Origin of the sequence: Microbacterium sp. HMH0099 (assembly GCF_049384025.1) — a bacterium.
Taxonomy (GTDB): domain Bacteria; phylum Actinomycetota; class Actinomycetes; order Actinomycetales; family Microbacteriaceae; genus Microbacterium.
On record NZ_JBMRJR010000002.1, the window covers coordinates 42,729 to 56,283 of the forward strand.

General features: G+C 72.1%; 12 protein-coding genes. 6 read left to right on the plus strand and 6 right to left on the minus strand.

The window, feature by feature from the left end:
- Positions 1 to 127: 127 nt before the first annotated feature.
- A complete protein-coding gene (locus ACO03V_RS03995; protein WP_423136696.1) occupies positions 128 to 1,291 on the plus strand; it encodes a glutamate--cysteine ligase in 1,164 nt (387 codons plus the stop codon).
- Between the two features lie 45 nt (positions 1,292 to 1,336).
- Complete coding sequence (locus ACO03V_RS04000; protein WP_423136697.1) at positions 1,337 to 2,044, plus strand: SGNH/GDSL hydrolase family protein; 708 nt, start codon at positions 1,337 to 1,339, stop codon at positions 2,042 to 2,044.
- A 94-nt stretch (positions 2,045 to 2,138) separates the two neighbouring features.
- On the opposite strand, the gene ffh is transcribed toward ACO03V_RS04000, so the two are convergent.
- The gene (gene ffh / locus ACO03V_RS04005) at positions 2,139 to 3,680 is read right to left on the minus strand and encodes a signal recognition particle protein (protein ID WP_423136698.1); all 1,542 of its coding nucleotides are present in this window, start codon (positions 3,678 to 3,680) and stop codon (positions 2,139 to 2,141) included.
- A gap of 12 nt (positions 3,681 to 3,692) precedes the next feature.
- The gene (locus tag ACO03V_RS04010; protein WP_423136699.1) at positions 3,693 to 4,394 is read right to left on the minus strand and encodes a TetR/AcrR family transcriptional regulator; all 702 of its coding nucleotides are present in this window, start codon (positions 4,392 to 4,394) and stop codon (positions 3,693 to 3,695) included.
- A 67-nt stretch (positions 4,395 to 4,461) separates the two neighbouring features.
- On the opposite strand from ACO03V_RS04010, the gene lipB reads away from it, so the two are divergent.
- Both lipB and lipA read left to right on the plus strand, forming a co-directional pair.
- The gene (gene lipB / locus ACO03V_RS04015; protein WP_423136700.1) at positions 4,462 to 5,100 is read left to right on the plus strand and encodes a lipoyl(octanoyl) transferase LipB; all 639 of its coding nucleotides are present in this window, start codon (positions 4,462 to 4,464) and stop codon (positions 5,098 to 5,100) included.
- Positions 5,097 to 6,131: a lipoyl synthase gene (lipA, locus tag ACO03V_RS04020; protein ID WP_423136701.1), complete on the plus strand. Its 1,035-nt coding sequence runs from the start codon at positions 5,097 to 5,099 to the stop codon at positions 6,129 to 6,131. The genes lipB and lipA overlap by 4 nt, the downstream gene beginning before the upstream one ends.
- Position 6,132: 1 nt before the next feature.
- Here the strand turns inward: lipA and ACO03V_RS04025 are convergent, their stop codons facing one another.
- The 4 genes from ACO03V_RS04025 to smc form a co-directional block, all read right to left on the minus strand.
- Entirely contained in the window at positions 6,133 to 6,561 is a 429-nt protein-coding gene (locus ACO03V_RS04025) for an MSMEG_6728 family protein (protein ID WP_367726610.1), read from the minus strand.
- A 1-nt stretch (position 6,562) separates the two neighbouring features.
- The gene (locus ACO03V_RS04030) at positions 6,563 to 7,063 is read right to left on the minus strand and encodes a DUF2004 domain-containing protein (RefSeq protein WP_367726609.1); all 501 of its coding nucleotides are present in this window, start codon (positions 7,061 to 7,063) and stop codon (positions 6,563 to 6,565) included.
- Positions 7,064 to 7,134: 71 nt separating this feature from the next.
- Positions 7,135 to 8,007 carry a signal recognition particle-docking protein FtsY gene (ftsY, locus tag ACO03V_RS04035; protein ID WP_367726607.1) on the minus strand — a complete coding sequence of 291 codons (873 nt, stop codon included), beginning with the start codon at positions 8,005 to 8,007 and terminating at the stop codon, positions 7,135 to 7,137.
- 4 nt (positions 8,008 to 8,011) lie between these two features.
- Complete coding sequence (smc, locus tag ACO03V_RS04040; protein ID WP_423136702.1) at positions 8,012 to 11,545, minus strand: chromosome segregation protein SMC; 3,534 nt, start codon at positions 11,543 to 11,545, stop codon at positions 8,012 to 8,014.
- Positions 11,546 to 12,041: 496 nt separating this feature from the next.
- Here smc and ACO03V_RS04045 point away from each other — a divergent pair, with 496 nt between their 5' ends.
- Positions 12,042 to 12,299, plus strand: a complete 258-nt coding sequence (locus ACO03V_RS04045) for a hypothetical protein (protein ID WP_423136703.1) — start codon at positions 12,042 to 12,044, stop codon at positions 12,297 to 12,299.
- 126 nt (positions 12,300 to 12,425) lie between these two features.
- The gene (locus ACO03V_RS04050) at positions 12,426 to 13,514 is read left to right on the plus strand and encodes a GNAT family N-acetyltransferase (RefSeq protein WP_423136704.1); all 1,089 of its coding nucleotides are present in this window, start codon (positions 12,426 to 12,428) and stop codon (positions 13,512 to 13,514) included.
- The last annotated feature ends 41 nt before the right edge of the window (positions 13,515 to 13,555 follow it).

Consider the following 13,555-nt stretch of genomic DNA (forward strand, 5'->3'; position numbering starts at 1 on the left):
ACCCGGCGGAAGCTCAAAGAGGGGGCCCGACACTGGATAGAGGGTCGAGTAGCGGGTCCGACCCTCTATTCTGCCAGATCACCCGGCATGCCGCGTGACATCCGCGCCGCCGTGTCAGACTGACCGCATGGTGCTGCCGTTCGCCGCGTCCACGCGTTCCTCCGTGGGTCTGGAGTGGGAGCTGATGCTCGCCGACCGCGAGACGGGCGACCTGGTCCCCCGAGCCCCCGAGATCCTCGCCGAGGTGGAGGAGGCTACGACCCTCGAGCGGTTCACCGTCACGGGCGAGCTGCTGACGAACACGGTCGAGGTCACCAGCGGTGTGGGCACGACGGTCGCCGCCGCCGTCGACGACATCGCCGATGCCATCGGCGCGCTGCGTGCGGAGACCGAGCCCCGCGGCGTGGAGATCCTCTGCGCCGGCAGCCACCCCTTCGCGCAGTGGTACGACCAGGAGGTCACCGACAAGACGCGCTACCACACGCTCATCGAGCGCACCCAGTGGTGGGGACGCAACATGATGATCTGGGGTGTGCACGTGCACGTCGGCGTCGACGACGTCACGAAGGTCCTCCCGATCGTCAACGCGCTGACCGTCTACCTCCCCCACCTGCAGGCGCTGTCGGCATCCAGTCCTTTCTGGGCGGGCGAGCGCACCGGGTACGTCTCGAACCGCGCCCTCGTCTTCCAGCAGCTGCCCACGGCGGGTCTGCCGTGGCAGCTGAACGACTGGAGCGAGTTCGAGTCCTACCTCGACGACATGGTCCGCACGGGGGTCATGGCGGACGCCTCCGAGGTGCGATGGGACATCCGCCCCGCGCCGAAGTGGGGAACCGTCGAGATCCGGGCGTGCGACGGCATGTCGACCCTCCCCGAGCTCGCCGCCGTGGCCGCCCTGGCGCAGACGCTCGTCGAGCACTTCTCCCGGCTGCTGGACGAGGGGCGCGAGCTCCCCGGCATCCCGCCGTGGTACGCCCGCGAGAACAAGTGGCGCGCGGCGCGGTACGGGCTCGACGCCCGCGTCATCGTCGACCGGCAGGGGACGCAGGTCCCGGTCGTGGACCACCTGCGCGAGACCATGGAGGAGCTGGCCGACGTCGCGGTGGAGCTGAAGTGCGCCCGCGAGTTCGCCAGCCTCGAGACGATCCTCGCCACCGGCGGCAGCTCCGCCCGGCAGATCGCCGTCGCCGAGGCCGCGGACGGCGACCTCCACGCGGTCGTCCAGCACCTGATCCGGGAGTTCCGCGCCGGACCGACGCTGCGCGAGCACCTCGCCGCCCTCCGCGTCTGACGGACTCGCTGCCGACTCATAGCCGCGCGCCCCTAGGATCGCGCCATGACCGTCCGGCGTCCCCTCGTCGCCCTCTCCGCGGTACTCGTCGCAGCCCTGGCCGCCTGCGCGCCGCAGCCCGCCCCCGCACCCGCACCGACCCTCACGTTCTCCGCCGCCTCCCCCGCCCCGAACGCGAGCGCCACCACGCCGCCCCGCCTGCGCGTGGTCACCGTCGGCGACTCGCTCATGTCCGGCTTCGGTCTCGACCTCGGCCAGGCGTGGCCCGTGCTCCTGGCCGGTCGCGCCCATCTCTCGCTCACCAACCTCGCGTGCAGCGGCATGGGCTTCGTCGTCTCCGGCGACTGCGGCACGCCCTACGTCGGCTTCGCCCCCGCCCTGGCCGCGCTGCAGCCGGACCTCGTCATCATCGAGTCCTCCAGCAACGACTTCGGCGAGGACCCCGACGACATCGCCGCGGAGACCCTCACGACCGTCGAGGAGATGCAGGAGGCGGCCCCGAACGCGCGGCTGGTCGGCCTCAGCACGATCTGGAACGACGAGGACGACATGCCCGAGGAGGTGCACCTGACCTCGGACGCCCTCGCTGACGCGCTGGACCTCGTCGACGGCACCTACATCGACGTCGGGCAGCCGCTGGCGGGTCACCCGGACTGGATGCAGCCCGACGACGTGCACCCGACCGCGCGCGGCCAGAAGGCGATCGAGCAGACGGTCATGTCGCGGCTGCAGGCGGCCGGCGTGCTCCCCTGACGGGTCTCCCGGAAGGGATGCCGCCGGGCCCTCACCGGCACCCCGGGAGATCGCCGCCAGCCTCAGCGGTTCACCGAAGGGATGCCGCCGGCGCTCAGCCGCGGCCGAGGAGCTTCTGCAGCTCGGCGAGGTCCGCCTCGCTGGGCGCCGCCTGACCGCCGAGTCCGAAGCCCGAGCCGGTGGGCGCCGACGCGGCGACCCCGGCGTTCTCGGCCGCGCGCTTGGCGGGGTTGCCCGAGCGCGAACCCTTCGCCTTCTGCTGCTTGCCGCGCTTGGACGAGGCGCCGGGCTTGCCCCCGACGGGACCCATGCCGGGGATGTTGGGCACCCCGCCGCGCGCGACGGTCTTCATCATCTTGGCGGCCTGGTCGAAGCGCTGGACGAGCTGGTTGACGTCGGTGACGGTCATGCCCGAACCGCGGGCGATGCGCAGACGGCGCGAGCCGTTGAGGATCTTCGGGTTGCGGCGCTCGGCGAGCGTCATCGAGCGGATGATGGCCTCGGTGCGGTCGATCTCGCGCTCGTCGAAGTCCTCGAGCTGCTGCTTCATGCTCCCCATGCCCGGGAGCATCCCGAGCATCTTCTTCATGGAGCCCATCTTCTTCATCTGCTGCATCTGCTCGAGGAAGTCCTCGAGCGTGAACGTCTCGGTCGCGAGCTTCTCGGCGACCTTCATCGCCTCGGCCTCGTCGAACGCGTTCTGCGCCTGCTCGATCAGGGTGAGGATGTCACCGAGGTCGAGGATGCGGGATGCCATGCGGTCGGGGTGGAAGGGCTCGACGTCGTCGAGACCTTCTCCGGTGGACGCGAAGATGATGGGCCGGCCCGTGACGGAGGCGACCGAGAGCGCGGCACCACCGCGCGCGTCGCCATCGAGCTTCGACAGCACCACTCCGGTGAAGTCCACGCCGTCCTGGAAGGCCTTCGCCGTGTTCACGGCGTCCTGACCGATCATCGCGTCGATGACGAAGAGCACCTCATCGGGATGGGTCGCCTTGCGGATGTCGGAGGCCTGCTTCATGAGCTCGGCGTCGACGCCGAGGCGGCCGGCGGTGTCGATGATGACGATGTCGTGCTGCTGGCGGGTCGCGTGGGCGACGCCGTCGCGGGCGACCTTCACCGGGTCGCCGACGCCGTTGCCGGGCTCGGGCGCGTAGATCGCGGCACCGGCGCGCTCGGCGACGACCTGGAGCTGGTTGACGGCGTTCGGGCGCTGCAGGTCGCAGGCGACGAGGAGCGGCGTGTGGCCGTCCTTCTCGAGCATCTTGGCGAGCTTGCCCGCGAACGTCGTCTTGCCCGAGCCCTGGAGACCGGCGAGCAAGATGACGGTCGGCGGGTTCTTCGCGAACTGCAGACGGCGCTGCTGGCCGCCCAGGATGCCGATCAGCTCGTCGTTGACGATCTGCACGACCTGCTGCGCGGGGTTCAGGGCGCGGTTGACCTCGTCGCCGAGGGCGCGCTCGCGGACCGCGGCCGTGAACTCCTTGACCACCGGCAGGGCGACGTCGGCGTCGAGCAGGGCACGGCGGATCTCGCGTACCGTCCCGTCGACGTCGGCGGGCGTGAGCTGGCCCTTCTTCCGGAGATTGCGGAAGGTCTCTGTGAGCCGGTCGGAGAGGGTGCCGAAAGTCGCCATGATGAGACGAGTTTACGCGGGCGCGTCGTCCCCCGTCGCCCGCTCCCCCGTCGGCTCGCCGCCGTCCGACCGTGACGACGGCCGATGGCCGGGCTCGTCCCCCGGGACCCGCGCCCCGCGCTCGCGCGCCGGCATTGCGGCGGGGACCGCCTCGAGCGCCCGGGACAGCAGGGACTCGAGCATCGTGCGCCCGGCGCCGGCCACCGCCCACCGCTGGATGGCGGCCAGGACCGCGCCCCCGTAGGCGGCGCCGACGACGTCGGCGCGGAGCCCGTCCACGCCGGCGGCGCGGAGCCGCTCGGCGACGACGGCGGCGAGGCGGGCCTGACGCAGGGCGCCTTCCCGGAGGAGCTCCTCGACGACGCCCATGGCCTCCGCCTGACCGAAGGCCAGAGCGAGGCTGTCCGGCCGGAAGTCCTCGGCCAGCGCCTGGACGGCCGCGCGGACGGCGGCATCCGGATCCTCGTCGTCCTCCTCGTCGTCGCGCAGGCGCGTCGTCAGCGCGAGGATGCGCTGATCCAGACCGCCCCACAGCACGTCGGCCTTGCCGTCGAAGTAGTTGAAGAAGCTGGAGCGGCTGACGCCGGCGCGACGCGTGATGTCGGAGACGGAGGTCGCGTGGTAGCCGCGCTCCAGGAAGAGCTCGCAGGCCGCTTCGGACAGCACCTCGCGCGACGACGCGCGGGGACGCCCGCTCCGGGACTGGGTGGCCATGGCCTCAGCCTAGGACGCGGTCCGGCGTGTAATCTTGGACGCAATCCAAGAAGCGGTGGGAGCGTCCATGCTGGACATCGAACACGTGGGGTTCGCCCCCGACTACGTGCCGTATCTCGACGGCTGGGCGCTGCAGCGCGCGGTGCACGCGGACGTCGTGTCCGGTGATCGCCCCGACACGCTCCTGCTCCTCGAGCACGAGGCGGTCTACACGGCCGGCAAGCGCACCGAGGCGCACGAGCGACCGACCGACGGCACGCCCGTCGTCGACGTGGACCGCGGCGGCAAGATCACGTGGCACGGACCGGGCCAGCTGGTCGGCTACCCGGTCGTGCGCCTGCCCGAGCCCATCGACGTCGTCGCCCACGTCCGCCGGCTGGAGGGGCTGCTCATCGCCGCCCTGGCCGTGCACGGGGTCGACGGGTTCCGGGTCGACGGCCGCAGCGGAGTATGGGTCCGACGCCCCCTCGGCGTCGACAAGATCGCGGCGATCGGCGTCCGCGTCGAAAGAGGTGTGACCATGCACGGCTTCGCCGTCAACTGCGACAACTCCCTCGCCGGGTTCCGGCGCATCGTCCCCTGCGGGATCACGGATGCCGGGGTCACGACGATCAGCGAGGTCGTCGGCGCCGACGTGTCCCCCGTCGACGTCTCGTCGTCGATCGAGGGCCTCTTCACCGCCGAGTACGCGGCGGTGTCCGCATGAGCGCCTGCGGCACCCGCGGCGCCGGGGCCGAGCCGTCCACCGCCCCCAATGGCCGGAAGATGCTGCGCCTCGAGGTCCGCAACGCGCAGACCCCCATCGAGCGCAAGCCCGAGTGGATCAAGACGAAGGCCAGGCTCGGACCCGAGTACACCGCGCTCCAGAAGCTCGTGAAGAGCGAGGAGCTGCACACGGTGTGCCAGGAGGCCGGCTGCCCCAACATCTTCGAATGCTGGGAGGACCGCGAGGCGACGTTCCTCATCGGCGGCTCGCAGTGCACCCGCCGCTGCGACTTCTGCCAGATCGACACGGGCAAGCCCGCCGACTACGACACCGACGAGCCCCGCCGTGTCGCCGAGAGCGTCACCCGGATGCAGCTGCGGTACGCCACCGTCACCGGCGTCGCCCGCGACGATCTCCCCGACGAGGGCGCGTGGCTGCACGCCGAGACGGTCCGTCGCATCCACGCCGAGAACCCCGGCACGGGTGTCGAGATCCTCGCGACCGACTTCTCCGGCAACCCCGCGCACCTCGAGGAGGTCTTCTCGTCGCGCCCCGAGGTCTTCGCGCACAACGTCGAGACGGTGCCGCGCATCTTCAAGCGCATCCGTCCGGCCTTCCGGTACGAGCGCTCCCTCGGCGTCCTGACCGCGGCCCGCGAGGCGGGTCTGATCACCAAGTCGAATCTCATCCTCGGCATGGGCGAGGAGCCCGAAGAGGTCGTCCAGGCGCTGAACGACCTGCACGAGGCGGGCACCGACATCATCACGATCACGCAGTACCTGCGCCCCACGCCGCGCCACCTCCCGGTGCAGCGCTGGGTCAAGCCCGACGAGTTCGTCGAGTTCAAGGCGGAGGCGGAGCGGATCGGCTTCCTCGGCGTGCTGGCCGGGCCCCTGGTGCGCTCGTCGTACCGTGCCGGACGCCTGTGGGCGCAGTCGATGGTGTCGAAGGGGCGGGAGATCCCGCCGCACCTCGGTCACCTCGCGAAGGACATCGCCTCCGCCGACGCGGGCTTCGCCCAGGCCGTCTGAGTCACACGGGCCAGACGTAGGGCAGGTCGTCCGGGACGTCGCCGAACTTCGGACGGTAGAACGCGGCATCCTTCCGGATGAGGTTCGACCGGTGCGAGAGATGCAGGGCCGGGTCGCCGAGCCACGGCGGCAGGTCGAGGTCGTCCTGAGGGATGCCGTCGACCTCCGGTGCGAAGGGGAGGATCTTGTCCCGCACCGTGTCGGCCCGCCCCTCGGCGATCCAGGCATCGGTCATGACGAGACCGTAGGAGACCAGCGCCGGAAGGTGGCCGTCCCACATCTTCGCGGCGGGGTGGTGACGCCACCCGTGCCCGGGGACCGTGAGGGCCCGCAGCAGCTGAAACGTCTCCACGCGCTGCTTGCCGAGACGTCGGGAGTCCAGCGCCCGGGCGGACTCGACGAACGACGGGTACGGCAGGAAGGTCTGCACGTCAGTCGGCGCTCGTGACCGACTGCACCCGTCCGTCGGACGCCAGGTTGACGAGCAGCACCTCGTCGGTCGCATCGGGGTCCAGCGCGTACTCCAGGACGGCGAACGGGTCCGCGCCCCCGTGCTCGTCGGCGAGGATCGTCATGCTCACGAGCTGCAGGGCCTTGATCACGTCGATGTGGGTGTCGCCCGAGGCATCCACGAGGAGGTCCTCGAGCTCGTCGCCGAGGCTCGCCTGCTGCTGCAGGATGTACTCGGTCACCTCGCTCGTGCGGTCGTCGAGCTCGTTGACCATGGCGTTGCGGGCCGTGAGGTCGATGGCCTCCAGCGAGGACACCATGGCGGCGGCCACGTCGAGCGCGTCGATGGAGACGTCGTCCTGATCGGGGGCGGTCAGATCGACGGTCACGCTCTGGTCGCCGAACTCCACGTTCTCGGACCAGAAGATGGATCCGTCCGGGCCCGACTCGAGGAGTCCGAAGAAGTCGTGCTCGATCGCCATGGCCCTATAGAACCAGTCCCGGCGGCTCGGCGGTAGGCGACGCGCGCGCGGCCGCCCGTGCGATAAGAGGCTCAGTCGACGAGCGAGGCGGCGAACACGTGCGGGGTGAAACCCGTGAGGTCGTTGATGCCCTCGCCCTGTCCGAGGAGCTTGACCGGGATGCCGGTGCGCTCCTGCACCGCCAGGACGAAGCCGCCGCGGGCCGATCCGTCCAGCTTCGTGAGCACCAGTCCGGTGACCCCCGCGCTGTCGAGGAAGGCCTGGGCCTGCATGAGGCCGTTCTGCCCGGTGGTGGCGTCGAGGACGAGGAGCACCTCGGCGATGGGCGACTGCTTCTCGATGACGCGCTTGATCTTGCCCAGCTCGTCCATCAGGCCGCCCTTGGTGTGGAGGCGCCCGGCGGTGTCGATGAGCACGATCTCGGTGTTCGTCTCCTTGGCGTAGGCGACGGTCTGGAACGCCACGGAGGCCGGGTCCTGGCCCTCCTGCTGCGGGCGGACGATGGTCGCTCCCCCGCGCTCGGCCCACGTGGCGAGCTGGTCGACGGCGGCGGCGCGGAAGGTGTCCGCCGCGCCGACGACGACGGTGCGGCCGTAGCGCTGCAGGAACTTGGCGAACTTGCCGATCGTCGTGGTCTTGCCGACGCCGTTGACGCCGACCACGAGCACGACCGCCGGGCGGTCGGTGAGGCGGAGCGTCGTGTCGAACTTGGCGAAGTGCTCCTCGAGCGTCTCGCGCAGCATGCGTTGGAGATCACGGGGGTCGGTCGTACGGTAGCGGTCGACCTTCTCGCGCAGCTCGTCCACGATGCGCTCGGTGACGTCGGGACCGAAGTCGGCGGTGATGAGCGCCGTCTCGAGATCGTCCCAGGTGTTCTCGTCGATCGTGGGCTTGACGAACAGTCCGCGCAGGGCGCGGCCGAGCGACCAGGAGTTCTCCGCCATCCCGTCAGTTTACGGGGGCGGGCTCCCTCGCCGGTTCGCGGGCGGCGCGGTCGCCGACCCGCTGCCCTACGACCGCCGACACCCCGTCCTGCCGCATCGAGACGCCGTAGAGCGCGTCCGCGATCTCCATCGTGCGCTTCTGGTGCGTGATGACGAGCAGTTGGCTGCTCTCGCGGAGCTTCTCGAACACCCCGAGCAGGCGGCCGAGGTTCGCGTCGTCGAGGGCCGCCTCGACCTCGTCGAGGATGTAGAACGGGCTGGGCCGCGCCGTGAAGATGGCGGTCAGGAACGCCACGGCCGCGAGCGACCGCTCCCCGCCGGAGAGGAGAGACAGACGCTCGATCTTCTTGCCGACGGGGCGCACCGACACGTCGATGCCCGTGGTCAGCGGCGACGCCGGGTCGGTGAGGGCGATGCTGCCGGTGCCGCCGGGGAAGAGGATCGGGAAGATCTCGGTGAAGGCGGCGCGGGTGTCCTCGAACGCGGCGAGGAAGATCGTCTGCATGCGCTCGTCGAGGTCCTCGATGATCGTCAGGAGGTCGGTGCGCGTCTGCTGCAGGTCCGCGAGCTGTTCGGTGAGGAACGCGTGCCGCTGCTCCAGCGCGGCGAACTCCTCGAGCGCGAGCGGGTTCACGCGGCCGAGCTGCGCGAGCGTGCGCTCCGCGTCCTGGAGCCGGCGCCGCTGCCCGGCGCGGTCGTACGCGACGGGCTCCTCGCCCTCGACGCAGCTGGGGACCGGCTGGTCGGGCGCGTACTCGGAGACGAGGACGTCCTCGTCGAGAGCCAGCTCGGACTGCACCCGTTCCAGCAGGCTCGTGACGTGCAGGCGCTTCTCGTGCATCTCCAGCTCGAGTCCGTGCACGCTCTCGGTCAGCTGCGCGAGGCGCGTGCGCACCGCCGTCTCGTCCGTCCGCGCGCGGGCGAGGTCGGCGGTCACCGCGGAGCGGGCCGACTCGGCGGCGGCCAGCTCGACACGGGCCCGGCTGACGGAGCGGTCGACGGAGTCGAGCAGCATCGGCAGGGCGCCGGCCACCTCCGCGGCGACGTCGCGCTGCGCCCGGCGGATCACGGCGCGGCGGGCGGCCTCCTGTGCGGCGGCCTCCTCGCGCTCGCGCTGCGCTTCGAGCTGACGGATTTGATCGCCGCCCGCACGGACGCGCTCCCGCAGCGTCTCGACCTCCAGTCGCGCCCGCACCTCGAGCTCCCGCGCGGTCTCGAGCTCGGCGAGCAGGCCGTCCCGAGCGGACACGTCCAGGAGCGGACGCGGCTTCTCCTGCGCCCGGACGAGGTCGTCATCGGCGACGCGGGCGGCGTCCTCCGCTTCGGCGACGGCCGCCGCAGCCTGAGCGAGCCCTGTCGCCAGACGGTCGCACTCCGCCACGGCGGCCTCGTGACGGACCGTGACGCGATTGACCGTCTCGGCCTGGGCGGCGATGGCGGCGTCGTGCGCGCGCAGCGTGGCCAGCGCCTCCTTGGCCTGCTGGCGGGCGTCCCCGAGCGCGCGCGTCCGCTCCGCGAGCGCCTCCCGCAGGGAGTCCGCGACCACGACGATCTCGGCGAGGCGCTCCGCCGCGCCGTCGCGTTCGGCCGCGAGCTCGAGCCGGGAACGCCCCGAGCCCGACCCGGCGCGCACCGTGTGCGCCGTCAGCACCTCGCCGTCGCGCGTGACCAGGGTCGTGCCGGCGGGGGCGCCGATCAGGGACGGCAGCGCGGCCTCGGCGGCATCCAGGTCCTCCACGATGAGGACGAGGGACAGGATGCCGCGCACCCCGGGCGGCGCGGACACCACCTCGGTCGCGGGCACGGCGCCCGGCAGCGAGACCTCCGCACCGGGAACCGTCGCGTCGGCGACGGCGATCTCGACGAGACCGAGGTCGCCGCCGCGGGCCGTGCGGGCCGCCGTGAACGCGGCGGGCGCGTCGTCCACCAGCAGCCCCTCTGCGAGCGAGCCGAGGGCGGCGGCCACGGCCGCCTCGTAGCCCGCGGTGACCTTGATGGCGTCGGACACGAGTCCGCGGACGCCGGTGCCACCCGCTGCGACGAGGTCGGCGGCGGCGTTGCGGACGTCGAGGGCGCGGCCGAGGGCCGTCGTCTGGGCCGTGAGGGCGTCGCGTTCGCGTTCCGCCGCGTGCAGCCGTTCCCGCAGCGCGGCGACCTCGGTCTCCGCCTCCGCCGTGTCGCGCTGGGCGCGGTCGTAGGCGGCGGCGTGGGTCGCCGACTCCCCCTCCGCGGACAGCTCCGGGTCGAGGTCGGCGCGCGCCTGCTCCGCTTCGTCGCGCCGGGCCAGCGCCGCGTCCAGCGCGCGCTGCTGACGGTCCACGCCGGCGCGCAGAGCGGCGAGGGTGGATTGCGCCGCCTCGGCTCGACCGCGCAGCGTCTGCACGGCCATGTCGTGCGCCGAGACGAGTGCGCTCTGCGCGGCGATCTCCGTGTCGAGCGCGTCGAGATCGACCCGTGCGCGCGCGACCCGGCGGGCGGCGTCGGCCGCGGCATCCTGGGCCTGTCCGATCACGCCCGCGACGGCGTCGACCTCCGCGCGCGCGTCGTCGATCGTGGCGGTGGAGACGGTCGGCGCGTATGCCCGCTCACCGCCATCGTCCGCGAGCAGGGCCAGCCGCTGCCCGGCGAGGCTGTAGAGACCGCGCAGGCGCTCCTGCACCTGCTCGAGGGCGAACGTCACGCGGCGGGCCTCGTCGACGGCCTCGGACCGCTGCTCGTCCTCCAGCCGTTCGACCCGCTGACGGAGCGCGTCCGCCTGATCCTGCAGCACGAGGCGTTCGGCGTGGCGCTCGTGCTCCGCGCCGGCGGCGTCCGCGAGCTCCCGCCGCAGGCGCACGAGGTCGTCGGCGAACAGCCGGGCCTTGGCGTCGCGGACGACGGCGGCGATCGTCGCGGCCTCGCGGGCGATCTCGGCCTGCTTGCCCAGCGGCTTCAGCTGTCGCCGCAGCTCCCCGGCGAGATCGCTCAGGCGGGTGAGGTTGGTCTCCATCGCCTCGAGCTTGCGGAGCGTCTTCTCCTTGCGACGACGGTGCTTCAGGATGCCGGCGGCCTCTTCGATGAAGCCGCGTCGGTCCTCCGCGGTGGCCTGCAGCACCGTGTCGAGACGCCCCTGGCCGATGATGACGTGCATCTCGCGGCCGAGCCCGCTGTCGCTGAGCAGCTCCTGCACGTCGAGCAGCCGGCACGTCTGCCCGTTGATGGCGTATTCGCTGGCGCCGGTGCGGAACAGCGTGCGGCTGATCGTCACCTCGGAGTAGTCGATCGGAAGGGCGCCGTCAGCGTTGTCGATCGTCAGCTGCACCTCGGCCCGGCCGAGGGGACCGCGGGTGGACGTCCCGGCGAAGATGACGTCCTCCATCTTGCCGCCGCGCAGGGTCTTGGCCCCCTGCTCGCCCATCACCCACGCCAGCGCGTCGACGACGTTGGACTTGCCGGAGCCGTTGGGCCCCACAATGCAGGTGACACCCGGTTCGAGCGCGAACGTGGTCGACTGCGCGAAGGACTTGAAGCCCTTGAGCGTCACGCTCTTCAGGTGCATGTGCACGCGCCTTCCGGACGGGTGGATTACCGCCTCACGGTACCCGAACGGGCGCTTCCGGCCGGTTCGCCACCCCGCTCGGCGGTGCCGGCTCCGGGCCGCGGCGCGCCCGGGAGATCCTTGTTTCTGAATGAATGCTTGACTTTCGCTGTGAGCCTTCGCTAGCGTCGGGGGTCGCAACAGCCTCGGAAGGAGGTCACCCCATGATTCGCTTCACCCCAGAGTTCGCCGCCGTCGGCATGCTCGCCGTTGCCACGCGTGCGGGAGTGACCCTCACCGTCGGGCTGTCCGCTCGCCGAGCCGGCTGACCGCCGCGTCGAGACGACCCCGTCGTCTCCGCCCGTCATCCCGCCACCGCTCCGCGCGGTGACCGGTCGTCCCGCCGCATCCTCGCGGCGCCCCGCCCTCCGCGGAGGACGGACGCAGCGGCCCTCCTTTCTCGTCCCTCGGCGTCGCCGTCGAGCGACCTCCTCTCGCCGACCTTCCGGAGAACACCATGAACACCACGCTCTCGCGTGTCCAGGCCGTCCTGGCCGAACCCCCTGTCGCCGACCTGCCCCCGATGCGGAGCCTGTCGGTGGCGCACCGCCTCGCGCTGCGCGTCAGCGTCTGGCTGCTGCTGCGCACCGTCCGCCGCGTGCGGTCGGTCGCCGCCAGCGAGGCCCTCCTCCGCGCGCGGCGGAACGCCGTCGCCGAGGAGCAGCGGCGTCTTGCCTGGGAACGGGCGGCGCTGCTGACCCGTCCGCGCAGCTGACCCGCGGGGCGGGGGACGTCTCCCCCGCCCCGCCCCCTCCCTCGACGGCGACGCCACGGCCCGTCGAGTCCCCTCCCTCCGACGGACACGGCATCGCCCACTCCCCTCGAGATCGAAAGACGCATCATGAGCACCCACCACACCCCGCCCGGCCTCGAGCTGCGGCCCCTCCGCATCCCGGCATCCATCGACGATCCGGATGCCGCCGACTTCCGCGAGATGACGCGCATCCGCAACCTCGTGTACGCCGAGGTCTCCGGGCACGACGACCACCGGATGCCGGCGGACGAGCTCCTGCCCGCGTATCAGCCCGACCCGTCCGCACGGCGTTTCAGCTGGATGGTCGTCCTGGATGGGGAGGTCGTCGGCCGTGCCGGGCTCGACCTGCCGCTGGAGGAGGGCGCCCGGTCCGGCCACTGGCTCGTCGAACTGCGCCGCTCCGTCTGGGGTCGTGGCATCGGACGCGCCGCCCTCGCCCTCATCGAACGCACCGCGCGCGACCAGGGGCGCACCGTGCTCTCCTCGTGGGCGGAGCACCCGGCCGCGGACGGGCCGCAACTGACCGCGCCGACCGGCTTCGGCGCGGTGCCGCGCGATCACGCGGCCCGGTTCTTCGAGGCGTCCGGCAACACCCTCGAGCAGATCGTGCGCGTGAGCGTGCTCGACCTCGGCGGGTGCGAGCCGCACCTGCGGCGGCTGCTCGCCGCGGCCGAGGAGGCCGCCGCCGGGTACCGGGTCGTGCAGTGGACGCTGCCGACGCCGGACGAGTTCGTCGACGGGTACGCCGCGATGAAGGCGCGCATGGTGACGGACGCCCCCAGTGCCGACCTCGAATACGACGAGGAGGTCTGGGATGCCGCCCGGCTGCGCCGCTTCGAGCGGACGTACCTCGACGCCGGACGCCACCTCCTCGTGACGGCCGCCCAGCACGTGGACAGCGGCGAGCTCGCCGCGTTCAACGAGCTGGTCGTCGGCAAGGACCGTACGGGCATCACCCACCAGGAGGACACGCTCGTCGTCGCCGCCCACCGCGGTCACCGCCTCGGCATGCTCGTCAAGTGCGCCGGCCTGCTCGCCTGGCGGGACGTCGCGCCGGACTCCACCCGGGTGATGACCTACAACGCGGAGGAGAACCGCCCCATGCTCTCGATCAACGAGGAGATCGGCTTCCGCCCGGTGTCCTACGAGGGCGCGTGGAAGAAGGTCCTCAGCTGAGCGCCGGGACCCGCCGCGGGCACGCGCGCGGGTCCCGACGG

Excerpts from the sequence above, each read along its gene's own strand:
- ffh (WP_423136698.1), bottom strand. The coding sequence starts at position 3,680 with ATGGCGACTTTCGGCACCCTCTCCGACCGGCTCACAGAGACCTTCCGC.
- ACO03V_RS03995 (WP_423136696.1), top strand. The coding sequence starts at position 128 with ATGGTGCTGCCGTTCGCCGCGTCCACGCGTTCCTCCGTGGGTCTGGAG.
- lipB (WP_423136700.1), top strand. The coding sequence starts at position 4,462 with ATGCTGGACATCGAACACGTGGGGTTCGCCCCCGACTACGTGCCGTAT.
- smc (WP_423136702.1), bottom strand. The coding sequence starts at position 11,545 with ATGCACCTGAAGAGCGTGACGCTCAAGGGCTTCAAGTCCTTCGCGCAG.
- ACO03V_RS04030 (WP_367726609.1), bottom strand. The coding sequence starts at position 7,063 with ATGGCGATCGAGCACGACTTCTTCGGACTCCTCGAGTCGGGCCCGGAC.
- lipA (WP_423136701.1), top strand. The coding sequence starts at position 5,097 with ATGAGCGCCTGCGGCACCCGCGGCGCCGGGGCCGAGCCGTCCACCGCC.
- ACO03V_RS04010 (WP_423136699.1), bottom strand. The coding sequence starts at position 4,394 with ATGGCCACCCAGTCCCGGAGCGGGCGTCCCCGCGCGTCGTCGCGCGAG.
- ftsY (WP_367726607.1), bottom strand. The coding sequence starts at position 8,007 with ATGGCGGAGAACTCCTGGTCGCTCGGCCGCGCCCTGCGCGGACTGTTC.
- ACO03V_RS04045 (WP_423136703.1), top strand. The coding sequence starts at position 12,042 with ATGAACACCACGCTCTCGCGTGTCCAGGCCGTCCTGGCCGAACCCCCT.
- ACO03V_RS04000 (WP_423136697.1), top strand. The coding sequence starts at position 1,337 with ATGACCGTCCGGCGTCCCCTCGTCGCCCTCTCCGCGGTACTCGTCGCA.
- ACO03V_RS04050 (WP_423136704.1), top strand. The coding sequence starts at position 12,426 with ATGAGCACCCACCACACCCCGCCCGGCCTCGAGCTGCGGCCCCTCCGC.